Origin of the sequence: Mongoliimonas terrestris (assembly GCF_001927285.1) — a bacterium.
Classification (GTDB): domain Bacteria; phylum Pseudomonadota; class Alphaproteobacteria; order Rhizobiales; family Pleomorphomonadaceae; genus Chthonobacter; species Chthonobacter terrestris.
On sequence record NZ_MSIG01000009.1, the window covers coordinates 136,846 to 157,706 of the forward strand.

Sequence of the window (20,861 nt, forward strand, 5' to 3'; positions counted from 1 at the left end):
GGGTGGGGGTGGTATTGAAGGATGTAGTTCGTCCGTCACCCGTGCGACGCGCCGGACTGCCTCCTCGCCTCGATCGTCATGGTCCGCGCAGGCGGACCACCCACGCTTTCTCAATCGCTTCAAGGGAATGCATGGCTGGTCCGGCTGAACCGGACCATGACGATGGTGGGTGAGGAACAAACCGGCCGCGCCTGCTTTGGTGCGTTCGCCCTACACCCCGCCCCATCCTCCTCGATCGTCATGGTCCGCGCAGGCGGACCAGCCACGCTTTCTCGATCGCTTCAAGGGAATGCGTGGCTGGTCCGGCTGAACCGGACCATGACGATGGCTGGGGTGGTGAAATGGCCTCTCCCGCTGCTCGTCGATCACTTGGCCGGCAAGGGCACATCTCCCGATCCTTGCCGCTCCGCACCCGGGTCGCAGCAGACGCGAATGCGGCGAGCACATCGCTCAGATGTCGAAAAGCAGGCGATCAAGCGCCCTCTTCACAACATCCGCAATGGGCGCGACTGTGCCGACCTGGGGTCCCAGTCGTTGCCGGGGAATAGCCGTCATCAAGTGTGTCGCAAGCACATAGTCCGCACCGTCGATGACGAGCGTCGGATGCAGGGCACGCATTGCCGCGGAAAATTCAGGCCTTCTCACCAGTGGGATGACCACGCGGGTGGAAAGGTCGGCCAAGCCATCGGCCTGGACGTCCACAACCAATCCGGTACTTCCGCGGGGGTAGCGGTGCACCGCGAACCGGCCCATCAGATCAGTTGATCACCGTCGAATGGATTTCCAGTCTCTTCAAGCCAACGGTTCCAAGCCAGCGCGGCGGCCCGGTTCTCCTCCCGGTAGGCGTCGATCTCCGTCTGCGTCGCCGTCCGACGCGGGCGACCCGACACGCGCTCGCCAGCATCCGCGCCATCGTTGGCACGATCGACGACTTCAGCGCGTTCGTTCCCGTCCGTCATCCTGAGCTCCAAGTCGGTATGCCCAGACTACAACCGACGCCCATGCCGTGCGAGTGCAATCGCATCCCGCCTTTCCTATCCCGCCCGGATCAGCCGCACAGCCTCGTCCCGCCCGAACAGGTACATCAGCACCCGAAGCGCCTGGCCCCGCTCGCCCTTCAAGTCCGGATCCCGCGTCAACACCAGCGCCGCGTCGTCGCGGGCCATTTCCACCAGCCGGCCGTGGATCTCCGGCCGCATCAGCCGGAAGCCCGGCGTGCCGCTCTGGCGGGTGCCGAGCAGTTCGCCGCCGCCGCGGAGGCGGAGGTCCTCCTCGGCGATGCGGAAGCCGTCCTCGCTCTCGCGCATCACCGCGAGCCGCGCCTTGGCGGTCTCGCCGAGCGGCCCCTTGAAGAGGAGCAGGCAGGTGGACGCCGCCTTGCCGCGGCCGACCCGCCCGCGCAGCTGGTGCAACTGGGCGAGGCCGAAGCGTTCCGCGTGCTCGATCACCATGATGGTGGCGTCCGGCACGTCGACGCCCACCTCGATCACCGTCGTCGCTACCAGCACCCGCGCCTCGCCGAAGGCGAAGCGCTTCATGGCGGCCTCCTTCTCGGCCGGCTTCATGCGGCCATGGACGAGGGCGACCGCCTCGCCGAACACCGTCCGCAGTATCTCGTAGCGTTCCGTCGCGGCGGCGAGGTCGCTCACCTCGCTCTCCTCCACCAGCGGGCAGACCCAATAGGCCTTGGCGCCCTCCTGTCCCACCGCCGCCTCGATCCGCTCCACCACCTCGTCCAGCCGGTCGAGCGACACGGTCCGCGTCACGATGGGCTTGCGCCCCGCCGGCTTCTCGGTGAGCTGCGAGACGTCCATGTCGCCGAAATAGGAGAGCTGCAGCGTCCGCGGAATCGGCGTCGCGGTCATCACCAGCAGGTCGGTGCGGTCGCCCTTGGCCGAAAGCGCCAGCCGCTGGTGCACGCCGAACCGGTGCTGCTCGTCCACCACGGCGAGCGCCAGGTCGCGGAACTGGATGCCCTGCTGGAACAGCGCGTGGGTGCCGACGAGGATGTCCACCTCGCCGATCGCCACCGCCTCCAGCGTCTCCTTGCGCTGCTTCGGCCGGTCGGCGCCGGTCATCACCGCAAGGCGGATGCCGGCCGCCTCGCAGAGCGGCGCCATTGAGCGGGCGTGCTGGCGGGCGAGGAGTTCCGTCGGCGCCATGAAGGCCGCCTGTCCGCCCGCCTCCACCGCCGCGGCGGCCGCGAACAGCGCCACCATGGTCTTGCCGGACCCGACGTCGCCCTGAACGAGGCGGATCATCCGCGTCGGCGCCGCCATGTCGGCCACCACATCGCGGATCGCCGCCTCCTGCGAGCCCGTGAGCGAGAAGGGCAGGGCGGCCCGAAGCTTGCCCGAAAGGGCGCCCGTCGGCCGGCGCACCCGCCCGCTGATGGTGCGCAGCGACCGCCGCACCAGGGCGAGCGCCAGCTGGTCGGCCATCAGCTCGTCATAGGCGAGGCGGGCGAGATAGGGGTTGTCCTCGGCAAGGTCCGAGGGCTCCAGCGGCCGGTGCTGGCGCCGCAGCGCCTCGCCGAACCCGGCCCAGCCCTCCTGCCGCAGCACGGAAGGATCCTGCCACTCCGGCAATTCCGGCAGCCGGTCGAGCGCCGCCTCGGCGGCCTTCCGCAGCACCTTGGCCGAAACCCCCTCCGTCAGCGGGTAGACCGGCTCCATGCGCGGCAGCGTCTCGGCCGCCTCCAGGCTCACCACGTGGTCCGGATGCACCATCTGCGGCGAGCCGGCGAACCACTCGATGCGGCCGGAGACGAGCCGCGTCTCCCCCACGGGAAACAGCTTCTCCAGCCAGCCCTTCTCGGCGTGAAAATAGGTGAGCGCCAGCTCGCCGCTCTCGTCCTGCACCATCACCCGGTAGGGCATGCGCGGGTTGTTCGGCGGCGACGGCTTGTGCCGGTCCACCCGCACCCGGAGCGTCACGATCGCGCCCTCCGGCGCCGTCGCCACCAGCGCCTCGCGCGAGCGGTCCACCACCTCGCGCGGCAGGTGGAGAAGGAGGTCGGCGATCACCGCCTCGCGCGCCGTCTCGCCGGTCGGCCCCACCAGCCGGGCAAGCTTCGGCGCCAGCTTCGGCCCGACGCCGGGGAGGGCGGAGAGCGGCGCGAACAGCGGGTTGAGAAGGTGAGGGCGCATGGGGCGGGGCTGCGGAAGACCAGGAAGGCGGACAGGGTCGCCCGGCTTTAGCGCATGCGGGGCGGCGGGGCCATGGGGCGCGCGCGGCATCCTCCGCCGGCCCCGGCGCGATCACGCGGCCGGCGCCACCGCGTCGGCCTTCAGCGCGTCCGCCAGATACCAGGCGACCGCCAGGATCACGATGGCGCCGCCGATGATCGCCGCCCGGCCCGGATCCTCGCCGAACACCAGCCAGACCCAGAGCGGACCCATCACCACGTCCGTCGTGCCGATGAGGCCCGCCTCGCTGGAGCGGATCAGCCGCCCGCCGATGAGGAAGAGCAGGTAGGCGATTCCCGAGGTCACGATGCCGAACCCGGCCAGGATCACCAGATCGCGTGCCGAGGGAATCCCCTCGCTCATCAGCGGCCAGCAGACGAGCGCGCAGAGCCCGGCGCCGAGCGCGTTGAGCGAGGCCATCTCCATGTTCGGATAGCGGCGCGCCATCACCAGCACCACCGCGAAGGAGGCGGTCATCACGAAGGCGAGGGCGCTGCCCGCCACGTCGTCAGGCCGGGCCGCGAAGCCGGTCACCACCAGGATGCCGACGAGCGCGATGCCGCTCGCCTGCATCACCCGAACGGTCGCCCGCTCGCCGAGCCAGAGCCAGGCGATCCCGGCCGCCAGGAACGGCACCGTGGCGTAGACCGCCAGCACGTTCGCCACCGTGGTCAGCTTCAACGCCGCCACATAGGAGAGCATGGACACCGCCGTCAGCGGCACCGCCACCAGCCCGGCGACCCCGAGCGAGCGGACGGCCTCGCCGGACCGCCGGCCGTGCCGGACGACGACGATCAGCGCCAGGGCGAGCCCGCCGAAGAGCGCCCTCCAGCCGAGCACCGTCCAGAGGGTGAGGTCCAGCGCCCGCATGAAGAGCCCGGCCGTGCTCCAGAGCACCGTCCCGCCGGCCACCAGCGCGATGCCCAGTCCCCGCGACCTGTCGCCGATCATGCAACGCTCTCCAAGCTCTGTCGGCCCGGGCGAGCCATGGACGCCAATGCGGACAGGGGATGTCAGCAACGGACGCTACCGTCGGCAGGCTCATGGCCCCGCCGCGCCCGCCGCCGACCATAGGGCGCCGACGACCGTGCCGTACAGTGACGGTTCAGCCATCGCGGTCGCGGCGCTGCGACAAACAGGACACGACGCGAACAAACGAACGCGGTCTTGGGCGGCGCATCACCCGGATGGAGGATGAAAGGCTCTTGACGAAAGAACATAAGAGGAACATTCTTAAAACAGAACAGGATTGGAGGACATCATGCGGACCAGCACCCAGACCCTCGCAGCGCCCGCGCCCCGCGGTCCGGCTTCGGCCCGGTTGACGGCGCGCCGCCAGCCCGGCCGCCGCGCGCCGCTGGTGCCGCTGATCCGGGCGCGCGAAGCGGACGACACCATGGTGCTCACGGTCGCCGACTTCATGATCCCGCCTCACCGCCGCCTTGCCGCGAGCCTCGTGCAGGCAGCCCTGGTGCGCGACGTGGCGGCCTTCGGGGCGCTCATCCTCTTCTCCACCATGCTGGCTCTCATCCTCGGCGGCGACCCGGGGCTCTGACGTCGCCGTCCCGCCGGGCCGGGATCTGTGCATAAGGCCGCCGTCGCGGGCTCTGACGATTGAGCATCGGGCCGCGCCTTGCGACACAGGGTACGGCGGGCGGAAGAACGGGTGAGGAGGCTGTGTCGTGGCGGGCGAACGGGGCGCGGACGATCTCGGATTCGTGCACCTTCGGGTCCACTCCGCCTATTCGCTCCTGGAAGGCGCGCTGCCGCTCGGCAAGATCCTGAAGCTCGCCGACGCGGACGGCCAGCCGGCCATCGCGGTCACCGACACGGGCAATCTGTTCGGCGCCCTGGAGTTTTCCGAGAAAGCCGCCGAGAAGGGCATCCAGCCTATCGTCGGCTGCGAGCTCACCGTCGATTTCGGCGACGAGCCGGTGGACCGCCGGCGCGGCGGCATGCCGGCGAGCCTGCCGTCGATCGTGCTCCTCGCCGGCACCGAGGCGGGCTTCGACAACCTCGTCCTCCTCGTCTCCCGCTCCTTCATGGAGACCGAGCCCGGCGCCCGGCCGCACGTGCCGCTTGCCGCGCTCCAGGGGGTGACCGCCGGCCTCATCGCCCTCACCGGCGGCCCCGGCGGGCCGGTCGACCAGGCGCTCGTCCGCGGCGACCGGGACAGCGCCGCCGCCCGGCTCACCCGGCTGGAGGAGCTGTTCGGCGACCGACTCTACATGGAGCTGCAGCGCCACGGCACCGACGAGGAGCGGCAGGTCGAGCCGGACCTCATCGACTTCGCCTACGACCGGGGCATCCCGCTCGTCGCCACCAACGCCTGCTTCTTTCCCGCCCGCGACGACTACGAGGCGCACGACGCCCTGATCGCCATCGCGGAGGGCCGCGTCCTTGCCGAGGACGACCGCCGCCGCCTGACGCCGGAGCACTATTTCAAGTCCCGCCGCGAGATGCGGGCCGTGTTCGCCGATCTGCCGGAGGCGGTCGACAACACGGTCGAGATCGCTATGCGCTGCGCCTACCGGCCGAAGAAGCGCAAGCCCATCCTGCCGCGCTTTGCCGGCGGCGACGTCGGGGACGTGGCCGAGGCGGAGCGCGCCGAGGCGGCAGAGCTCACCCGTCAGGCCTGGGAGGGCCTCGACGCGCGCCTCAAGGTCCACGGCTGCGCCCCCGGCACCAGCGAGCAGGACTACCGCGACCGGCTGGAGTTCGAGCTCGGCATCATCACCAAGATGAAATTTCCCGGCTACTTCCTGATCGTGGCCGACTTCATCAAGTGGGCGAAGGCGAACCGCATCCCCGTCGGCCCGGGCCGCGGCTCCGGCGCCGGCTCCCTCGTCGCCTTCGCGCTCACCATCACCGATCTCGATCCCATGCGGTTCGCGCTCCTCTTCGAGCGCTTCCTCAACCCGGAACGCGTGTCGATGCCGGACTTCGATATCGACTTCTGCCAGGACCGGCGCGAGGAGGTGATCCGCTACGTGCAGCAGAAGTACGGCCGCGAGCAGGTGGCGCAGATCATCACCTTCGGCACGCTCCAGGCCCGCGCGGTCCTTCGCGACGTCGGCCGCGTGCTGCAGATGCCCTACGGCCAGGTGGACAAGCTCTGCAAGCTGGTGCCGCAGAACCCCGCCAACCCGGTCACGCTCGCCCAGGCCATCACCGACGAGCCGCGCCTGCGCGAGGCCCGGCGCGACGAGCCCATCGTCGACCGCCTGATCGACATGTCGCTGCGCCTGGAAGGACTCTACCGCCACGCCTCCACCCACGCGGCCGGCATCGTCATCGGCGACCGGCCGCTCGACCGGCTGGTGCCGCTCTACCGCGACCCGCGCTCCGACATGCCGGTCACCCAGTACAACATGAAGTGGGTGGAGAGCGCCGGCCTCGTGAAGTTCGACTTCCTCGGCCTGAAGACCCTCACCGTCCTGGAAAAGGCGCTCCGCCTGATCGAGCGCAAGGGCGTCACCATCGACCTCTCGGCCCTGCCGCTCGACGACGCGCCCACCTACGCCATGCTGGCCCGCTCCGAGACCGTCGGCGTGTTCCAGCTGGAATCCATGGGCATGCGCAAGGCCATCTCGGAGATCAAGCCGGACCGGTTCGAGGACATCATCGCCCTCGTCGCCCTCTACCGGCCGGGCCCGATGGCCAACATCCCCGTCTACGGCGCCCGCAAGTACGGCCTCGAAGAGCCGGACTACCTGCACCCGAGCCTGGAACCGGTGCTGAAGGAGACCTACGGCATCATCGTCTACCAGGAGCAGGTGATGCAGATCGCCCAGATCCTGTCGGGCTATTCCCTCGGCGAGGCCGATCTCCTCCGCCGCGCCATGGGCAAGAAGATCAAGGCCGAGATGGACGCCCAGCGCGCCCGCTTCGTCTCCGGCGCGGTGGAGCGCGGGATCGACAAGGCGCAGGCCGACATGATCTTCGACCTTCTGGCAAAATTCGCCGACTATGGCTTCAACAAGAGCCACGCCGCCGCCTACGCCCTCGTCGCCTACCAGACCGCCTACCTCAAGGCCAACTTCCCGACCGAGTTCCTCGCCGCGTCGATGACGCTCGACATGGCCAACACCGACAAGATCAACGACTTCCGCCGCGACGCCATCCGCCTCGGCATCAAGGTCCAGCCGCCGTCCGTCACCGAATCGGACGTGGAGTTCGAGGTCCGGGACGGCCGCATCCTCTACGCGCTCGCCGCCGTGAAGGGCGTCGGCCGGCAGGCGGTGGAGCATATCGTGGAGGTGCGCGGCGACCGGCCGTTCGCCTCGATCGCCGACTTCGCCGACCGCATCCAGCCGAAGGCGCTCAACAAGCGCGTGCTGGAAAGCCTCGCCGCCGCCGGCGCCTTCGACGGCCTGGAGCCGAACCGCGCTCGCATCGTGGAAGGGCTCGACATCATCCTCGCCGTCGCGGCCCGCCGGGTCGACCTTCAGACGAGCGGACAGAACGACATGTTCGGTGGGGGCGGGGAGCCCGAACCGGTCCGCCTTCCGGCCGTGCAGGACTGGCTGCAGGAGGAGCGGCTCCAGCGCGAGCACGGCGCCATCGGCTTCTACCTTTCCGCCCACCCGCTCGACGCCTATCAGGCCATCCTCGGCCGCCTGCGGGTGCAGACCTGGGGCGAGTTCTCCGCCGCCGTGAAGCGCGGCTCCACCGCCGGCCGCCTCGCCGGCACCGTGGTCGCCCGCCAGGAGCGCAAGACCAAGACCGGCAACAAGATGGGCATCCTCGGCATCTCCGACCCGAGCGGCCAGTACGAGGCGGTGATCTTCTCCGAGGGCCTCAACCACTACCGCGAGCTCCTGGAGCCCGGCCACTCGGTCATCCTGCTCGTTTCCGCCGAGGACAAGCCGGAGGGCATCTCGGTGCGCATAGACACGGTCGAACCGCTCGACCAGGCCGCCGGCCGGCTGAAGAACAGCCTCCGCGTGTTCCTGCGCGACGATCAGCCCCTGGAGGCCATCGCCAAGCGCCTGGAGCCCACCGGCGACAGCCCCGTCTCGCTCATCGTCGTCTCCGGAGGCGGCAAGGGCGAGGTCGAAGTCAAACTCCCCGGCGGCTACAAGGTCTCCCCCCAGATCGCCGGCGCCCTCCGCTCCGTCCCCGGCGTGGTGGAGGTGGAACTGGTCGCCTGAGGCGCGTCATCGAGCAGACCGCCCGCGACGGTCCTTTCACTCGCGACGGTCCACCCCGCGACGGCCCCCCACCCGCGACATACTCCCCTCTCCCCTTGAGGGAGAGGGTCGGGGAGAGGGGTGAACCGCCTCCGCCAGCCGTCTCACACTCCCTCAACGCCGCCCCTCATCCCGCAGCGCCGACACCCCTCACCCCAACCCTCTCCCTCAAGGGGAGAGGGGGCGCGTCGGAGGGTCTGGCGACCCCCGCCCAACGTCGCCCACCCCCGCATTCCGCATCCGCGACACACCCCCTCTCCCGCATCCGCGACGGTCCCCCTCTCCCCTTGAGGGAGAGGGTCGGGGAGAGGGGTGAACCGCCTCCTCCTGTCGTCCGGGCCCCACCATTCTCCCTCTCCCCTTGAGGGAGAGGGTTGGGGAGAGGGGTGAACCGCCTCCGCCAGCCGTCTCACACCCCATCAACGCCTCCCCCCACGCCTCGGCGCCGACACTCCTCACCCCAACCCTCTCCCTCAAGGGGAGAGGGGGCGCGTCGGAGGGTCTGGCGACCCCCGCCCAACGTCGCCCACCCCCGCATTCCGCATCCGCGACGGTCCCCCTCTCCCTCAAGGGGAGAGGAAGCACGTCGGTGTGTCCCACCCCCCCTTCACCCCTCCAGATCCGCCCGCACCCGCTCGAACACCGCCCGGAACATCGCCCGCGTCAGCCGGCCCGTGTTCGTGTTGTACCGTGAGCAGTGGTAGCTGTCGTAGAGCGCGCGCCGTCCGTCCAACTCATGCACCGCCCCGTGCGCGAACGGGGCCGAGGCGGCCGGGCGGTTCAGCGTCCGGAGCACCTGGTCGTGGGCGATTCGCCCGAGCGCCACGATGGCCCGCACCCCCGTGCCGGCCGCCAGCGTCGCCGCGAAGAACGGCCGGCAGTTGGCGATCTCGGCGCCCACCGGCTTGTTCTCCGGCGGCACGCAGCGGACCGCGTTGGTGATGGTCGCGTCGGTCAGCCGCAGGCCGTCGTCCGGGTCGGCCCGGAAGGTGCCGGCCGCGAAGCCGAAGTCGATCAGGGTGTCGTAGAGAAGGTCGCCCGCGAAATCCCCGGTGAACGGCCGGCCGGTCCGGTTCGCGCCGCGAAGGCCGGGCGCCAGGCCGACGACCATCAGCCGCGCCGCGCCCGGTCCCTCCACCGGCAGGAAGGACGGCACCGGGGCGTTGTGCCAGGTGGGCTCCAGCGCGCGGTGGGTTTCGCGAAAGGCCTTGAGGCGCGGGCAGCGCGGGCAGTCCCGCGGCGGCTCGAGGCCGAAGGGGGCGTCATCGGGCAGGGGCATTGGTGGCATGGCCGCTCGGCTGGTGCGGAAAAGGCGCGGCGCGGGGCCGCGATTCCCTTGTCTGGCGGGCGGCGGGAGAGCGGGCACCGCGCCCGGCGCGGGCCGGTCCCGCCGGGGATGGCGGTCCGGTCTTCAGGCAGGCGCCGGCGAATCAGTCCCGGTCGTCTTCCTGCTGCGCCTGCGTGGCGCGCTCGGCGGCGCGCGCCGCCCGTTCGGCCGGGTCGCGGCCGATTCGGGCCGCCAGGGTGGCGAGGTCGATGAAGTGGTCGGCCTGCCGGCGCAACTCGTCGGCCACCATGGCCGGCTGCGTCTGAAGCGTGGACACCACGCTCACCTTCCGGCCCTTGCGCTGGATCGCCTCGACCAGCGACCGGAAATCTCCGTCGCCGGAGAAGAGAACGATGTGATCGATGTATTCAGCCAGCTCCATGGCGTCGACGGCAAGTTCGATATCCATCGAACCCTTGATCTTCCGGCGCCCTGTGCTGTCGAAAAACTCCTTCGTCGGCTTTGTGACGACCTTGTAGCCGTTGTAATCCAGCCAGTCGATCAGCGGCCGAATCGATGAATACTCCTGGTCCTCGGCAAGCGCGGTGTAGTAGAGCGCCCGAAGGAGATACCCCTTCGCGCTGAACTCCTTCAGGAGTCGACGGTAGTCGATATCGAAGCCCAGTGCCTTCGCGGTCGCATAGAGGTTGGCGCCGTCGATGAACAGGGCGATCTTTTCGCGTTCGTCGAACATCAGGAAAACTTCTCACCTCTTCTTCAGCTCAAGGCTTGTTCTTAGTTAAGGCTCTAACCCTAATTTTTCCTGACGAAAGCCTGCCGGACTGGAACGCCCGAGGGCGAGACGGAAGGTCGGATCACCCGGTTCGACGCCACGGGTGATCGGAACGACCGGATCGATCCATGTTTCCGGCAGCCTGGGATCCGGCGATTGTCTGGGTCCGACCGGAGCGACCGGGCCGCGGCGATCATCGGGAATGTCAAAAAAAACGAATAGGTTCAGAGAGCACGAATAGATTTCAGAGAACGACGTCGGACGACGCCGACGGGTCAATCGAACCCTGATCGGCGCGGAAGAAAGTTCCTGGGGATGGGACCGATAGGATCGTTGTCTCTTGTTCGCAATCGCCGAAAGGATAGGCGAGGCTTGCATTCCTGTCGAGCGCGATTTATGTCACCACACGAGCACACAGGTGGAAATGTCTCCGGCGCCGCGTTCAACCGCCGCCGCTGGGCGCCACCGAACCCTTTCGGAACGCGCACCTTCGGATGGCGCATGGTGGCGCCCACCGTCCTGTGGCCGGTTCGCCCCGACCCAGCCGCCGCCACGCCCGATCCGGATGCCGAGGAGATAGCATTATGGCCCGTGTCACCGTCGAAGACTGCATCGACAAGGTCGAGAACCGCTTCGAATTGGTTCTCCTCGCCAGTCACCGCGCCCGGATGATCTCGTCGGGCTCGCCGCTGACGATCGATCGCGACAACGACAAGAACCCGGTCGTGGCGCTCCGCGAGATCGCCGACGTGACCGTCTCCACGTCGGACCTCAAGGAGGACCTGATCCACTCCCTGCAGAAGTACGTGGAAGTGGACGAGCCCGAGCAGGAGCCGGTCGCCGGCCTCATCGGCAGTGCCAGCGACGACGCGCCGGACGACGAGATCGCCTTCGACCAGATGTCGGAGGAAGAGCTTTTGAAGGGCCTGGAAGGTCTCGTGCCGCCGGAGAAGGTGGAAGAGATCTGATCCCGGCGGCGCACCCGTCGGGGCGCCGACCGGTCAGGCCGCAACGCTCATGAGGGTCGGATGTAACCGGCCGGCATGAGCCGGGTACCAGACCCGATCGACCGATGGCCTCGCACCCTGGCGGCACCAGCGCCGGGTGCGGGGCCTTCGTCGTGAAGGCGCCCGGGCGATCGCCCCCGGGCGGCGCGCCTTGCCGGGCGCCAATGATCGGCCGGTGCCCGCGGGAGCACCGGCGCCGGACCCCGCGCGGAGGAGGCCCGCCGCGTCGGGCCCGCGCGACAGTCTGGTGGGATCCGCGCGCTCAGAGGGTGCTGGCTTCGATGATGCGGCAATACGAACTCGTGGAGCGGGTTCAGACCTACAATCCCGATTGCGACGAAGGCCTCCTCAACCGTGCCTACGTGTACGCCATGCAGAAGCACGGCCTGCAGAAGCGCGCCTCCGGCGACCCCTACTTTTCCCATCCGCTGGAGGTCGCCGCCATCCTGACCGGCCTCCATGTGGACGAGGCCACCATCGTGATCGCGCTCCTGCATGACACGATCGAGGACACCGACGCCACCCGCCAGGAGATCGACACCCTGTTCGGGCCGGAGATCGGCAACCTGGTGGAGGGCCTCACCAAGCTGAAGAAGCTGGACCTCGTCTCCAAGCGCACCGAACAGGCCGAGAACCTTCGCAAGCTCCTCCTCGCCATCGCCGAGGACGTGCGGGTTCTCCTCGTCAAGCTCGCCGACCGGCTCCACAACATGCGCACGCTCCACTACGTGCCGGAGCACAAGCGCGGCCGCATCGCCGAGGAGACCATGGACATCTATGCGCCGCTCGCCGGCCGCATGGGCATGCAGGACATGCGCGAGGAGCTGGAGCACCTCGCCTTCAAGACCCTCCATCCGGAGGCCTACCAGACCATCTCCCAGCGGCTCGACGAGATCCGCTCCAAGAACCTGTCGCTGATCGGCGACATCGAGCGGGAGCTCTCCGACCATCTCGGCCAGCGCGGCATCGGCGCCGTGGTGAAGGGGCGCCAGAAGCGGCCCTATTCGATCTTCCGCAAGATGATCACCAAGCAGCTCGGCTTCGAGCAGCTGTCGGACATCTACGGCTTCCGCGTGCTCGTCGACGATCTCGACACCTGCTACCGCACCCTCGGCGTCGTCCACACCATCTGGGCGTCCGTGCCGGGGCGGTTCAAGGACTACATCTCCACGCCGAAGCAGAACGATTACCGGTCGCTGCACACCACCGTGGTCGGCCCGCACCGCCAGCGCGTCGAGCTGCAGATCCGCACCCAGGACATGAACCGCATCGCCGAGTACGGCATCGCCGCCCACGCGCTCTACAAGGACGCGCCGGGTGCGCGGCCCGCCGGTCTGGCGGTGCAGCCCCAGCTCTCCGACGAGAGCCGCGCCTACGCCTGGCTCCGCCGCACCATCGAATCCCTCTCCGACGGATCGAGCCCGGAGGAGTTCCTGGAGAACACCAAGCTGGAGCTCTTCCAGGACCAGGTGTTCTGCTTCACGCCGAAGGGCCGGCTCATCAACCTGCCGCGCGGCGCGACGCCCATCGACTTCGCCTACGCGGTGCACACGGACGTCGGCAACACCTGCGTCGGCTGCAAGGTGAACGGCCGCATCATGCCGCTCGTCACCCAACTCCAGAACGGCGACGAGGTGGAGATCATCCGCTCCAAGGCGCAGGTGCCGCCGCCCACCTGGGAGACCATCGCCATCACCGGCAAGGCGCGCGCCGCCATCCGCCGGGCGACGCGCGACGCCACCCGCAAGCAGTTCGCCAGCCTCGGCCGGCAGGTGCTGCAGACCGCCTTCGCCCGCGCCAAGCGCGACCTCACCGACAGCCTCCTGGAACTCGCCCTGCCGCGCCTCGGCCAGCCGTCGGTGGCCGATCTTCTCGCCGCCGTCGGCCGCGCCGAGATCCCGTCCAACGACGTCCTCAAGGCCGCCTACCCGGACTACAAGGACGAGCGCGCCTCCTCGGTCGCCGTCCGCGGCGAGCTCAACCGGGCCGAGGAGGGCTGGTTCTCCTTCGCCGGCCAGACCGGCATGAAGTTCCGCCACATGAATTCCGACGAGACCGGCGGCCGCGGCCTGCCGGTCCGCTCCATCGCGGCCGACATGCCCGTGCGCTTCGCCCCGAACGGCGGCGCCGTGCCGGGCGACCGCATCGTCGGCATCATCACGCCGGGGGAGGGGATCACCATCTACCCGATCCAGTCGCCGGCCCTGAAGGCCTACGACGAGCAGCCGGACGTCTGGCTCGACGTGCGCTGGGACATCGACGCCCACGACCCCGTCCGCTTCCCGGCCCAGATCGCCATCCACTCCTTCAACGAGCCGGGCTCGCTCGCCCGCATCGCCCAGACGATCTCGGACAACGACGGCAACATCGACAACATCCGCATGGCCCGCCGCACCTCCGACTTCCACGAGGTGGTTATCGACCTGGAAGTCTACGACCTGAAACACCTCAACCGCATCATCAACCAACTGCGCACCGTCCCGAACGTCAGCCGCGTGGAGCGGGTGAACGGGTAGGGCGGGTTGAGGGGGGTCGTGCGCGTGTGAGGGGGGTGGGGGCGGACATGGGCAGCGGCGTGACCGGATGGCGAAGGGCCTCTGATCGCTTGCAGACCGGCATGATCCGATAGCACCACGCCCCCGATCGCACGGCGGCGTGCCCGGACGGCACCAAGCACCCGTTTGCACGGCGGCGTGCCCGGACGGCACTCGCTCTCGATCGTCATGGTCCGCGGAGGCGGACCACCCACGCATGTTCGTCGGGCAACAGTGCATGGCGGAATGCGTGGCTGGTCCGGCTGAACCGGACCATGACGATGTCGGCGCGGTGGCAAGGGCGGCGGAGATGGTCCGTGGACCGCCGCTGCACCACGCTCTCGATCGTCATGGTCCGCGGAGGCGGACCACCCACGCATGTTCGTCGGGCAACAGTGCATGGCGGAATGCGTGGCTGGTCCGGCTGAACCGGACCATGACGATGTCGGCGCGGTGGCAAGGGCGGCGGAGATGGTCCGTGGACCGCCGCTGCACCACGCTCTCGATCGTCATGGTCCGCGGAGGCGGACCACCCACGCATGTTCGTCGGGCAACAGTGCATGGCGGAATGCGTGGCTGGTCCGGCTGAACCGGACCATGACGATGTCGGCGCGGTGGCAAGGGCGGCGGAGATGGTCCGTGGACCGCCGGCGGAACGACCGCTACCGCCGGCGGAAAGAACGCTACCGCTTGCGGAACCACCGCAACCGCTGGCGGAACGACCGCGGTTCAACCCGCTCCCTCCACCTCCCCCCAGATCGTCACCCCGGCGCACGCCGGGGCCCAACCGTCCTCTCCGACCGCCTCGACGCTCCACGCACCGCCGCCGTCGGCTGGATCCCGGCCTTCGCCGGGATGACGTCGAGCCGGAGCGGCGTCCCCCCCCCCCCCCCCCCCCCCCCCCCCCCCCCCCCCCCCGTCCCGCCTCACCCCCACCCCCTTCCCACCCCGCATCTGGATTTCCCCGCCCTCTCCCGTTACATGGGGGGAGGGTGCCCCGGTGGCGCGTGAGGGAGACGGGAACGGGTGTTCGCACGGCGTCACAGGCGGGACTGGCGGCAGAGCGTGCGGCATGCGCTCTGGCCGAAGCGGGGCTGGAGGCGCACGTCCGCCTACGTCTGGAAGCGGATCATCCGGCTGACGGCGACGCCCTATGCCATCGCGGCCGGCGTCGCGGCCGGGGCCTTCGCGTCCTTCACGCCCTTCATCGGGCTCCACTTCCTGCTGGCCTTCCTGGTTGCCTACCTGGTGCGCGCCAACATGCTGGCGGCGGCGCTCGGCACGGCGGTCGGCAACCCGCTGACCTTCCCGCTGATCTGGGCCGCCACCCACGAGGTCGGCAAGTGGGTCCTCTCCGGCGGCGCCAACCCGATCGCCTCGCCGGTGGAGGTCGCGGCCTCGAACGGAACCGCCGTCCTCACCGAGGGGTTGTTCCAGGCGGGCTTTCACCGGCTCTGGCCGGTGCTGAAGCCCATGCTGGTCGGCAGCGTGCCGCTCGGCCTGATTGCCGGCTTCATCTGCTTCGTCGTGGTCTATCCGGCCGTCAGCGGCTTCCAGAACCGCCGCCGCGAACGGATCCGGCGCGGACGCGCGGCGCTTCAGACCGCGCCGCAGAGCGAGAGCGTGGCACCATGATCGTCGGCATCGGCAGCGACTTGATCGACATCCGCCGGGTGGAGAAGACCCTGGAGCGGTTCGGCGAGCGCTTCACCAACCGCGTCTTCACCGAGATCGAGCGCGCCCGGTCCGACCGCCGCCACGAGCGCGCGGCCTCCTACGCCAAGCGCTTCGCCGCCAAGGAGGCGTGCTCCAAGGCGCTCGGCACGGGCATCCGCATGGGGGTGAACTGGCGCGAGATGGGCGTCGTCAACCTGCCGTCCGGCCAGCCCACCCTGACGCTCACCGGGTCGGCGTTGGAACGGCTGCAGAGCCTCACGCCGCCGGGCCTCGTGGCCCGGATCGACCTCACCATCACGGACGACTATCCGCTGGCGCAGGCCTTCGTGGTCATCTCTGCCTGGCCCGAGGTCTGGCCGCCCCGCGCTTGAAATGAGGAGCGTCGCGTCGGCCCTCACGCCGCCGGTTGACGGCGGCGGGCGATCTGGACCACGTGGTCGGTGGAGCGCCGGCCCATGGGCGGCGGTGCCGCGGCCGCCTTGGCGAGCACCCGGGCGCGCGCCTTCTCCGATGCGGTGCCGACGTTCGCCTTCTCCCACTCGGCCGCATAGAGCGCCGCCACTGCGGTGGACCGCCGCGACAGACGGAAGAGTGCGTCGAGCGCCGCGTTGCGGACGGCGGCCGAAGGGCCGGCCCTGAGCACCATCAACCGGTCTGCGATCGCCGGGATCTCGGCGTCCGACCAGCGCCGGCCGCTGACCGCCGCCGCCAGCGCCGCCTGCACGTGGGCATCGTCGTGGCTCATGAAGAGAGCGCGGATCCGGCCGGCGTGCGGCTCCAGCACCCGCTGCCCGGCCCGCACCAGGGCGTCGATCACGCGCGCCGCGTGGCGTCGCACGTCCGGGTCCTGGTCGGTGAGGGCGCCGACCACCTCGGCGAGAATCTCCGGCCGTGCCGCCGCGGTCGCCACCAGCCCGGCGGCGGGCGGCCCCTTCTGCTGTCCGCCCATCGCCAACATGGCGCGCAGCGCCGTCCGCGGCAGGTAGGCATAGGCGTCGGCCGTTTCGGAGGGCCCGGCGGGCGTCGGTCGGAGAGCGGGTTGCAGCCGCGCGGCCGTGTCCATGAGGCATGTCCTCCGTTGCGATATGTACGGATCAGCCGTTTGTCGCCCATGTTCTTGGCGCCGGTCCGCTATGCATAACATCGCATGAGCGTGCTGAAGGAAGGGTATACGCGCGGCTCCTGGTGCCGGATCGGGGCCGTCCAGCGACCGGTCGGCCCGGCGTCCAGCGACCGGTCGGCCCGGCGTCCGGCGCCGCGTGCCGCCCCGTCTCGACCCGGCCGTCACCGCCGCAATTCCGCTCGTTTTCAGCGTCACGCGTTGCGCCCTTGCGGTCGACCCGGTACAAGGCGCCTGAAGGTTGACGATCCCCCTCCATGGAAGTGACGATGAGCGTGACGAGCGACAAGGACTCCGCAAAGGGCGGGATCGGCGAAACCGTGAAGGTGATCATTCAGGCGCTGCTTCTGGCGCTGGTGGTCCGAACCTTCCTCTACCAGCCCTTCTCGATTCCCTCGGGCTCCATGAAGTCGACTCTCCTTGTCGGCGACTATCTGTTCGTCTCTAAATTCTCCTATGGTTTCAGCCGCTATTCCTTCCCGTTCGGCCTCGCGCCGATCGACGGGCGGCTCTGGTCGGCGGCACCGGAGCGGGGCGACGTGGCGGTGTTCAAGCTGCCGGCCGACAACAGCACCGACTACATCAAGCGCGTCGTCGGCCTGCCGGGCGACACCGTGCAGATGCAGGGCGGCGCGCTCTTCCTCAACGGCCAGCCGGTGCAACGTCAGCGGGTGGAGGATTTCGTCGAGACCGATCCCCTCGGCCGCACCGTCAGCGTGCCGCGCTACCGCGAGACGCTGCCGAACGGCGTCAGCTACTACACGCTCGACCTCGTGCCCGATTCCTCCGCCGACGACACGCCGGTGTTCGAGGTGCCGCCGGGCCATTACTTCATGATGGGCGACAACCGCGACAACTCCGCCGACAGCCGCGTGGCCGGCTCCGGCGTCGGCTACGTGCCGTTCGAGAACCTGATCGGCCGGGCCGACATCATCTTCTTCTCCATGGACGAGAACGCGAAGCCCTGGATGGTCTGGACATGGCCATGGTCCGTCCGGTGGGATCGCATGCTCCAGACGCTTGGATAATGTCACCGAACTTCGAAAAGGCCATCGAGGCCCTGGAGCAGCGGATCGCCTACGCCTTCCGCGACCGGTCGCTCGTGGCGCGGGCGCTCACCCACCGCAGCGCGGTGCCGGGTGACCGGGTCGCCCACGAAAGCTACCAGCGCGACGAATTCCTCGGCGACCGGGTGCTCGCCCTCGTCGTCGCCGATATGCTGATCCGCGCCCACCCGCGGGCCGACGAGGGCGATCTCGCCCGCAGGCTCAACCAGCTCGTCCGCAAGGAGACCTGCGCCGAGGTGGCGATCGCTCTCGATCTCGGCGCCGGCATCCGGCTTGGCGCCGGCGAGCGGCAGTCCGGCGGCCGGCGCAAGGGCGCGATCCTCGCCGACGTGGCCGAGGCGGTGATTGCCGCTATCTATCTTGACGGCGGGTTCGACGCGGCGCGCGCCTTCGTGGACCGCAACTGGCGGCCCCGTATGGAGGCCCTGTCCGGGCCGCTCCGCGACGCTAAGACGACCCTTCAGGAGTGGGCGCAGGGCAAGGGCCTGCCCACGCCGACCTATGTCATGACCGACCGTTCCGGCCCGGACCACGCCCCCGAGTTCACCGTCGCGGTGAGCATCACGGGCGGTCCGTGCGGCGAGGGGCGGGGAAAATCGAAACGCGAGGCGGAAATGACCGCCGCCACGGGCGTTCTGGTCCGTGAGGGGATCTGGAGTGCCGACAATGGATGACCGCAAGCGCGGAGACGACGCCGGACCGACTGAGCCCGAGGCCCTCGCGCCCACGCCCGCCGCCGACGATCTGGACACCGCCGCCGACAACGACAACGAAGACCTCAGCGCCGAGGGTCTCGACGACGCGGACGACATCGAAAGCGAAGACGACCTCGACGACGACGGCGACGAGGATGAAGAGGCCGAGGACGACGCCGACGACGCTGATCCGGATGCCCCGACCCGCGCCGGCTTCGTCGCCCTCATCGGCGCGCCCAACGCCGGCAAGTCGACGCTCCTCAACCAGCTCGTCGGCGCCAAGGTGTCCATCGTCAGCCACAAGGTGCAGACCACCCGCGCCATCATGCGCGGCATCGCCATGACGGGCCGGGCGCAGGTCATCTTCGTCGACACGCCGGGCATCTTCGCGCCCAAGCGCCGGCTCGACCGCGCCATGGTGGACACCGCCTGGGGCGGCGCCGCCGACGCCGACATGGTGGCGCTGCTCATCGACGTGAAGAAGGGCATCGACGCGGACATCGCCCCCATCGTCGATCGCCTGCGCGACCTGAAGCGCCGCAAGATCCTGATCCTCAACAAGATCGACACGGTCAAGCGCGACAGCCTCCTGGCGCTTTCCGCCGACCTCAACGCCCGCGTCGACTTCGACGCCACCTTCATGGTGTCGGCGCTGAACGGCTCCGGCGTGAAGGATCTCCTGCGCCACTTCTCCAAGACCCTGCCGGAGAGCCCCTGGCTCTATCCGGAAGACCAGATCTCCGATCTCCCCATGCGCATGCTCGCCTCCGAGATCACCCGCGAGAAGGTCTTCCTGCGCCTCCACGACGAGCTGCCCTACGCCTCCACGGTGGAGACGGAAGGCTGGAAGGAGCTGAAGGACGGGGGCGTGCGCATCGAGCAGGTGATCTTCGTGGAGCGCGAGAGCCAGCGGAAGATCGTCCTCGGCAAGGGCGGCCAGACCATCCGGGCCATCTCCATGGCCTCCCGCGAGGAGCTGCAGGGCATCATGGAGCGCCCGGTCCACCTTTTCCTCTTCGTCAAGGTCCGCGAGAACTGGTCCGACGACCCGGAGCGTTACCGCGAGATGGGCCTGGAGTATCCGCGCAAGTAGGGCACCACCCAAGGCCGCACCGCCCGAGGTGTCCCACCTCGATCGTCATGGTCCGCGCAGGCGGACCACCCACGCTTTCCTTGTCTGACCGCGCCGCATCGGTGGCTCGTCCGGTTGAACCAGACCCCGATGAGCGGGAGGCTGGACGGGCTGGGTCGTGTTCGGCCCCACGGCGACCCTGGACGGCCGCGCCGAACCGGGTATCTGTGGGGCTCAACCCCGCACCTGCAGGTCGCGCATGGAATGGACGTCCGAAGCCCTCGTTCTCGGCAGCCGGCCGCATGGCGAGGGCAGCGTCATCCTGGAGGTAATGACGGGCGAGCGCGGGCGGCACCTGGGGCTCGTGAAAGGCGGCCGGTCCCGCCGCGTCGCCCCCATCCTGCAGCCCGGCAACACCGTGCAGCTCACCTGGCGGGCGCGGCTCGACGCCCACCTCGGCATGTTCACCGCCGAGCTCGTCACCGGCCGGGCGGCGCGCCTGATGGAGACCGCCGCGGGCGTCTATGGCGTGCAGGTGCTGACCGCGCTCCTGCGCTACCTGCCGGAGCGGGATCCGCATCCCGCCCTCTTCGAGGCCGCCACCATCGCGGCCGACCATCTGGCCGACCCGATCGACGCCGGCCGGCTGCTCGTCCGCTTTGAACTCGCGGTCCTCGACGACCTCGGCTTCGGCCTCGACCTCACCGCCTGCGCGGCGACCGGCGCCATCACCGATCTCGTCTACGTCAGCCCGAAGAGCGCCCGCGCGGTCAGCGCCGCCGCCGGCGCCCCCTACCGCGACAAGCTCCTGCCTCTCCCGCGCTTTCTCGCCCCCGGCGGCGAAGCCGAGGTGCCGACCCCCGCCGACCTCCTCGCCGCCTTCCGCCTGACCGGCTACTTCCTCGACCGCCACGTCGCCACCCCCCGCGGCGAACCCCTCACACCCGCCCGCGCCCAGTTCCTGGAACACCTGAAGGCGGCGGGAGGGTGATCGGAGCGGGTCACGAAAAGCGTGGATGGTCCGCCTTCGCGAACCATGACGATCGTGAGGAAGGCGCGCGAACGACCCTGGCCGGATATTCCGCCCGTCACCTCAACCTCGTCATGGTCCGGTTCAGCCGGACCACCCACGCACTGTCCTGTCCGCGCGGCCCGAAATCGTGGGTGGTCCGCCTTCGCGGACCATGACGAGGTCGAGGGATTGGTGGGCATCGGCCGCAGCCCGGTCGACGAATGCGTTCACCCGCCG

Annotated in this window: 17 protein-coding genes; 10 read left to right on the forward strand and 7 right to left on the reverse strand. The window is 69.6% G+C overall.

Annotated features, from left to right (window positions below; translation table 11 throughout):
- Nucleotides 1-450 precede the first annotated feature (450 nt).
- The 4 genes from BUQ68_RS14505 to BUQ68_RS14515 form a co-directional block, all read right to left on the reverse strand.
- Nucleotides 451-753, reverse strand: a complete 303-nt coding sequence (locus BUQ68_RS14505) for a CcdB family protein (RefSeq protein ID WP_075216699.1) — start codon at nt 751-753, stop codon at nt 451-453.
- Nucleotides 753-959 carry a hypothetical protein gene (locus tag BUQ68_RS23330; protein WP_139315247.1) on the reverse strand — a complete coding sequence of 69 codons (207 nt, stop codon included), beginning with the start codon at nt 957-959 and terminating at the stop codon, nt 753-755. Before BUQ68_RS23330 ends, BUQ68_RS14505 begins: the two co-directional genes overlap by 1 nt.
- A 75-nt stretch (nt 960-1,034) precedes the next feature.
- The gene (recG, locus tag BUQ68_RS14510; protein ID WP_075216700.1) at nt 1,035-3,149 is read right to left on the reverse strand and encodes an ATP-dependent DNA helicase RecG; all 2,115 of its coding nucleotides are present in this window, start codon (nt 3,147-3,149) and stop codon (nt 1,035-1,037) included.
- Between the two features lie 111 nt (nt 3,150-3,260).
- Nucleotides 3,261-4,139: a DMT family transporter gene (locus BUQ68_RS14515; protein WP_075216701.1), complete on the reverse strand. Its 879-nt coding sequence runs from the start codon at nt 4,137-4,139 to the stop codon at nt 3,261-3,263.
- 310 nt (nt 4,140-4,449) lie between these two features.
- Here BUQ68_RS14515 and BUQ68_RS14520 point away from each other — a divergent pair, with 310 nt between their 5' ends.
- Together BUQ68_RS14520 and dnaE are read left to right on the forward strand one after the other, a co-directional pair.
- Nucleotides 4,450-4,743, forward strand: coding sequence for a hypothetical protein (locus BUQ68_RS14520; RefSeq protein ID WP_139315248.1), 294 nt, complete (start codon nt 4,450-4,452; stop codon nt 4,741-4,743).
- Nucleotides 4,744-4,870: 127 nt separating this feature from the next.
- The gene (gene dnaE / locus BUQ68_RS14525) at nt 4,871-8,341 is read left to right on the forward strand and encodes a DNA polymerase III subunit alpha (protein ID WP_075216703.1); all 3,471 of its coding nucleotides are present in this window, start codon (nt 4,871-4,873) and stop codon (nt 8,339-8,341) included.
- Between the two features lie 646 nt (nt 8,342-8,987).
- On the opposite strand, the gene BUQ68_RS14530 is transcribed toward dnaE, so the two are convergent.
- Both BUQ68_RS14530 and BUQ68_RS14535 read right to left on the reverse strand, forming a co-directional pair.
- On the reverse strand, nt 8,988-9,668 hold the full coding sequence (locus BUQ68_RS14530) for a uracil-DNA glycosylase (RefSeq protein ID WP_245293261.1): 681 nt from the start codon (nt 9,666-9,668) through the stop codon (nt 8,988-8,990).
- A 142-nt stretch (nt 9,669-9,810) separates the two neighbouring features.
- Nucleotides 9,811-10,401: a LabA-like NYN domain-containing protein gene (locus BUQ68_RS14535; RefSeq protein WP_075216705.1), complete on the reverse strand. Its 591-nt coding sequence runs from the start codon at nt 10,399-10,401 to the stop codon at nt 9,811-9,813.
- 623 nt (nt 10,402-11,024) lie between these two features.
- Here BUQ68_RS14535 and rpoZ point away from each other — a divergent pair.
- The 4 genes from rpoZ (at nt 11,025) to acpS (ending at nt 16,029) form a co-directional block, all read left to right on the forward strand.
- On the forward strand, nt 11,025-11,408 hold the full coding sequence (rpoZ, locus tag BUQ68_RS14540) for a DNA-directed RNA polymerase subunit omega (RefSeq protein ID WP_075216706.1): 384 nt from the start codon (nt 11,025-11,027) through the stop codon (nt 11,406-11,408).
- Between the two features lie 320 nt (nt 11,409-11,728).
- Nucleotides 11,729-13,963 carry a RelA/SpoT family protein gene (locus tag BUQ68_RS14545; protein WP_075216707.1) on the forward strand — a complete coding sequence of 745 codons (2,235 nt, stop codon included), beginning with the start codon at nt 11,729-11,731 and terminating at the stop codon, nt 13,961-13,963.
- A 1,044-nt stretch (nt 13,964-15,007) separates the two neighbouring features.
- A complete protein-coding gene (locus BUQ68_RS14555; protein WP_245293262.1) occupies nt 15,008-15,616 on the forward strand; it encodes a DUF2062 domain-containing protein in 609 nt (202 codons plus the stop codon).
- The gene (gene acpS / locus BUQ68_RS14560) at nt 15,613-16,029 is read left to right on the forward strand and encodes a holo-ACP synthase (protein ID WP_075216710.1); all 417 of its coding nucleotides are present in this window, start codon (nt 15,613-15,615) and stop codon (nt 16,027-16,029) included. The genes BUQ68_RS14555 and acpS overlap by 4 nt, the downstream gene beginning before the upstream one ends.
- A 23-nt stretch (nt 16,030-16,052) precedes the next feature.
- Here acpS and BUQ68_RS14565 read toward each other — a convergent pair whose 3' ends face one another.
- Nucleotides 16,053-16,721: a hypothetical protein gene (locus BUQ68_RS14565; RefSeq protein ID WP_075216711.1), complete on the reverse strand. Its 669-nt coding sequence runs from the start codon at nt 16,719-16,721 to the stop codon at nt 16,053-16,055.
- A gap of 326 nt (nt 16,722-17,047) precedes the next feature.
- On the opposite strand from BUQ68_RS14565, the gene lepB reads away from it, so the two are divergent.
- The 4 genes from lepB to recO all read left to right on the forward strand — a co-directional run bounded on the left by lepB (nt 17,048) and on the right by recO (nt 20,603).
- A complete protein-coding gene (gene lepB / locus BUQ68_RS14570) occupies nt 17,048-17,806 on the forward strand; it encodes a signal peptidase I (protein ID WP_075216783.1) in 759 nt (252 codons plus the stop codon).
- Nucleotides 17,806-18,519 (forward strand): ribonuclease III, encoded by a 714-nt coding sequence (rnc, locus tag BUQ68_RS14575; protein ID WP_075216712.1) that lies wholly within the window; start codon nt 17,806-17,808, stop codon nt 18,517-18,519. Before lepB ends, rnc begins: the two co-directional genes overlap by 1 nt.
- Nucleotides 18,512-19,633, forward strand: a complete 1,122-nt coding sequence (gene era, locus BUQ68_RS14580) for a GTPase Era (protein WP_083656590.1) — start codon at nt 18,512-18,514, stop codon at nt 19,631-19,633. Before rnc ends, era begins: the two co-directional genes overlap by 8 nt.
- Before the next feature lie 238 nt (nt 19,634-19,871).
- Nucleotides 19,872-20,603 carry a DNA repair protein RecO gene (gene recO, locus BUQ68_RS14585; RefSeq protein ID WP_075216713.1) on the forward strand — a complete coding sequence of 244 codons (732 nt, stop codon included), beginning with the start codon at nt 19,872-19,874 and terminating at the stop codon, nt 20,601-20,603.
- Nucleotides 20,604-20,861: the final 258 nt, after the last annotated feature.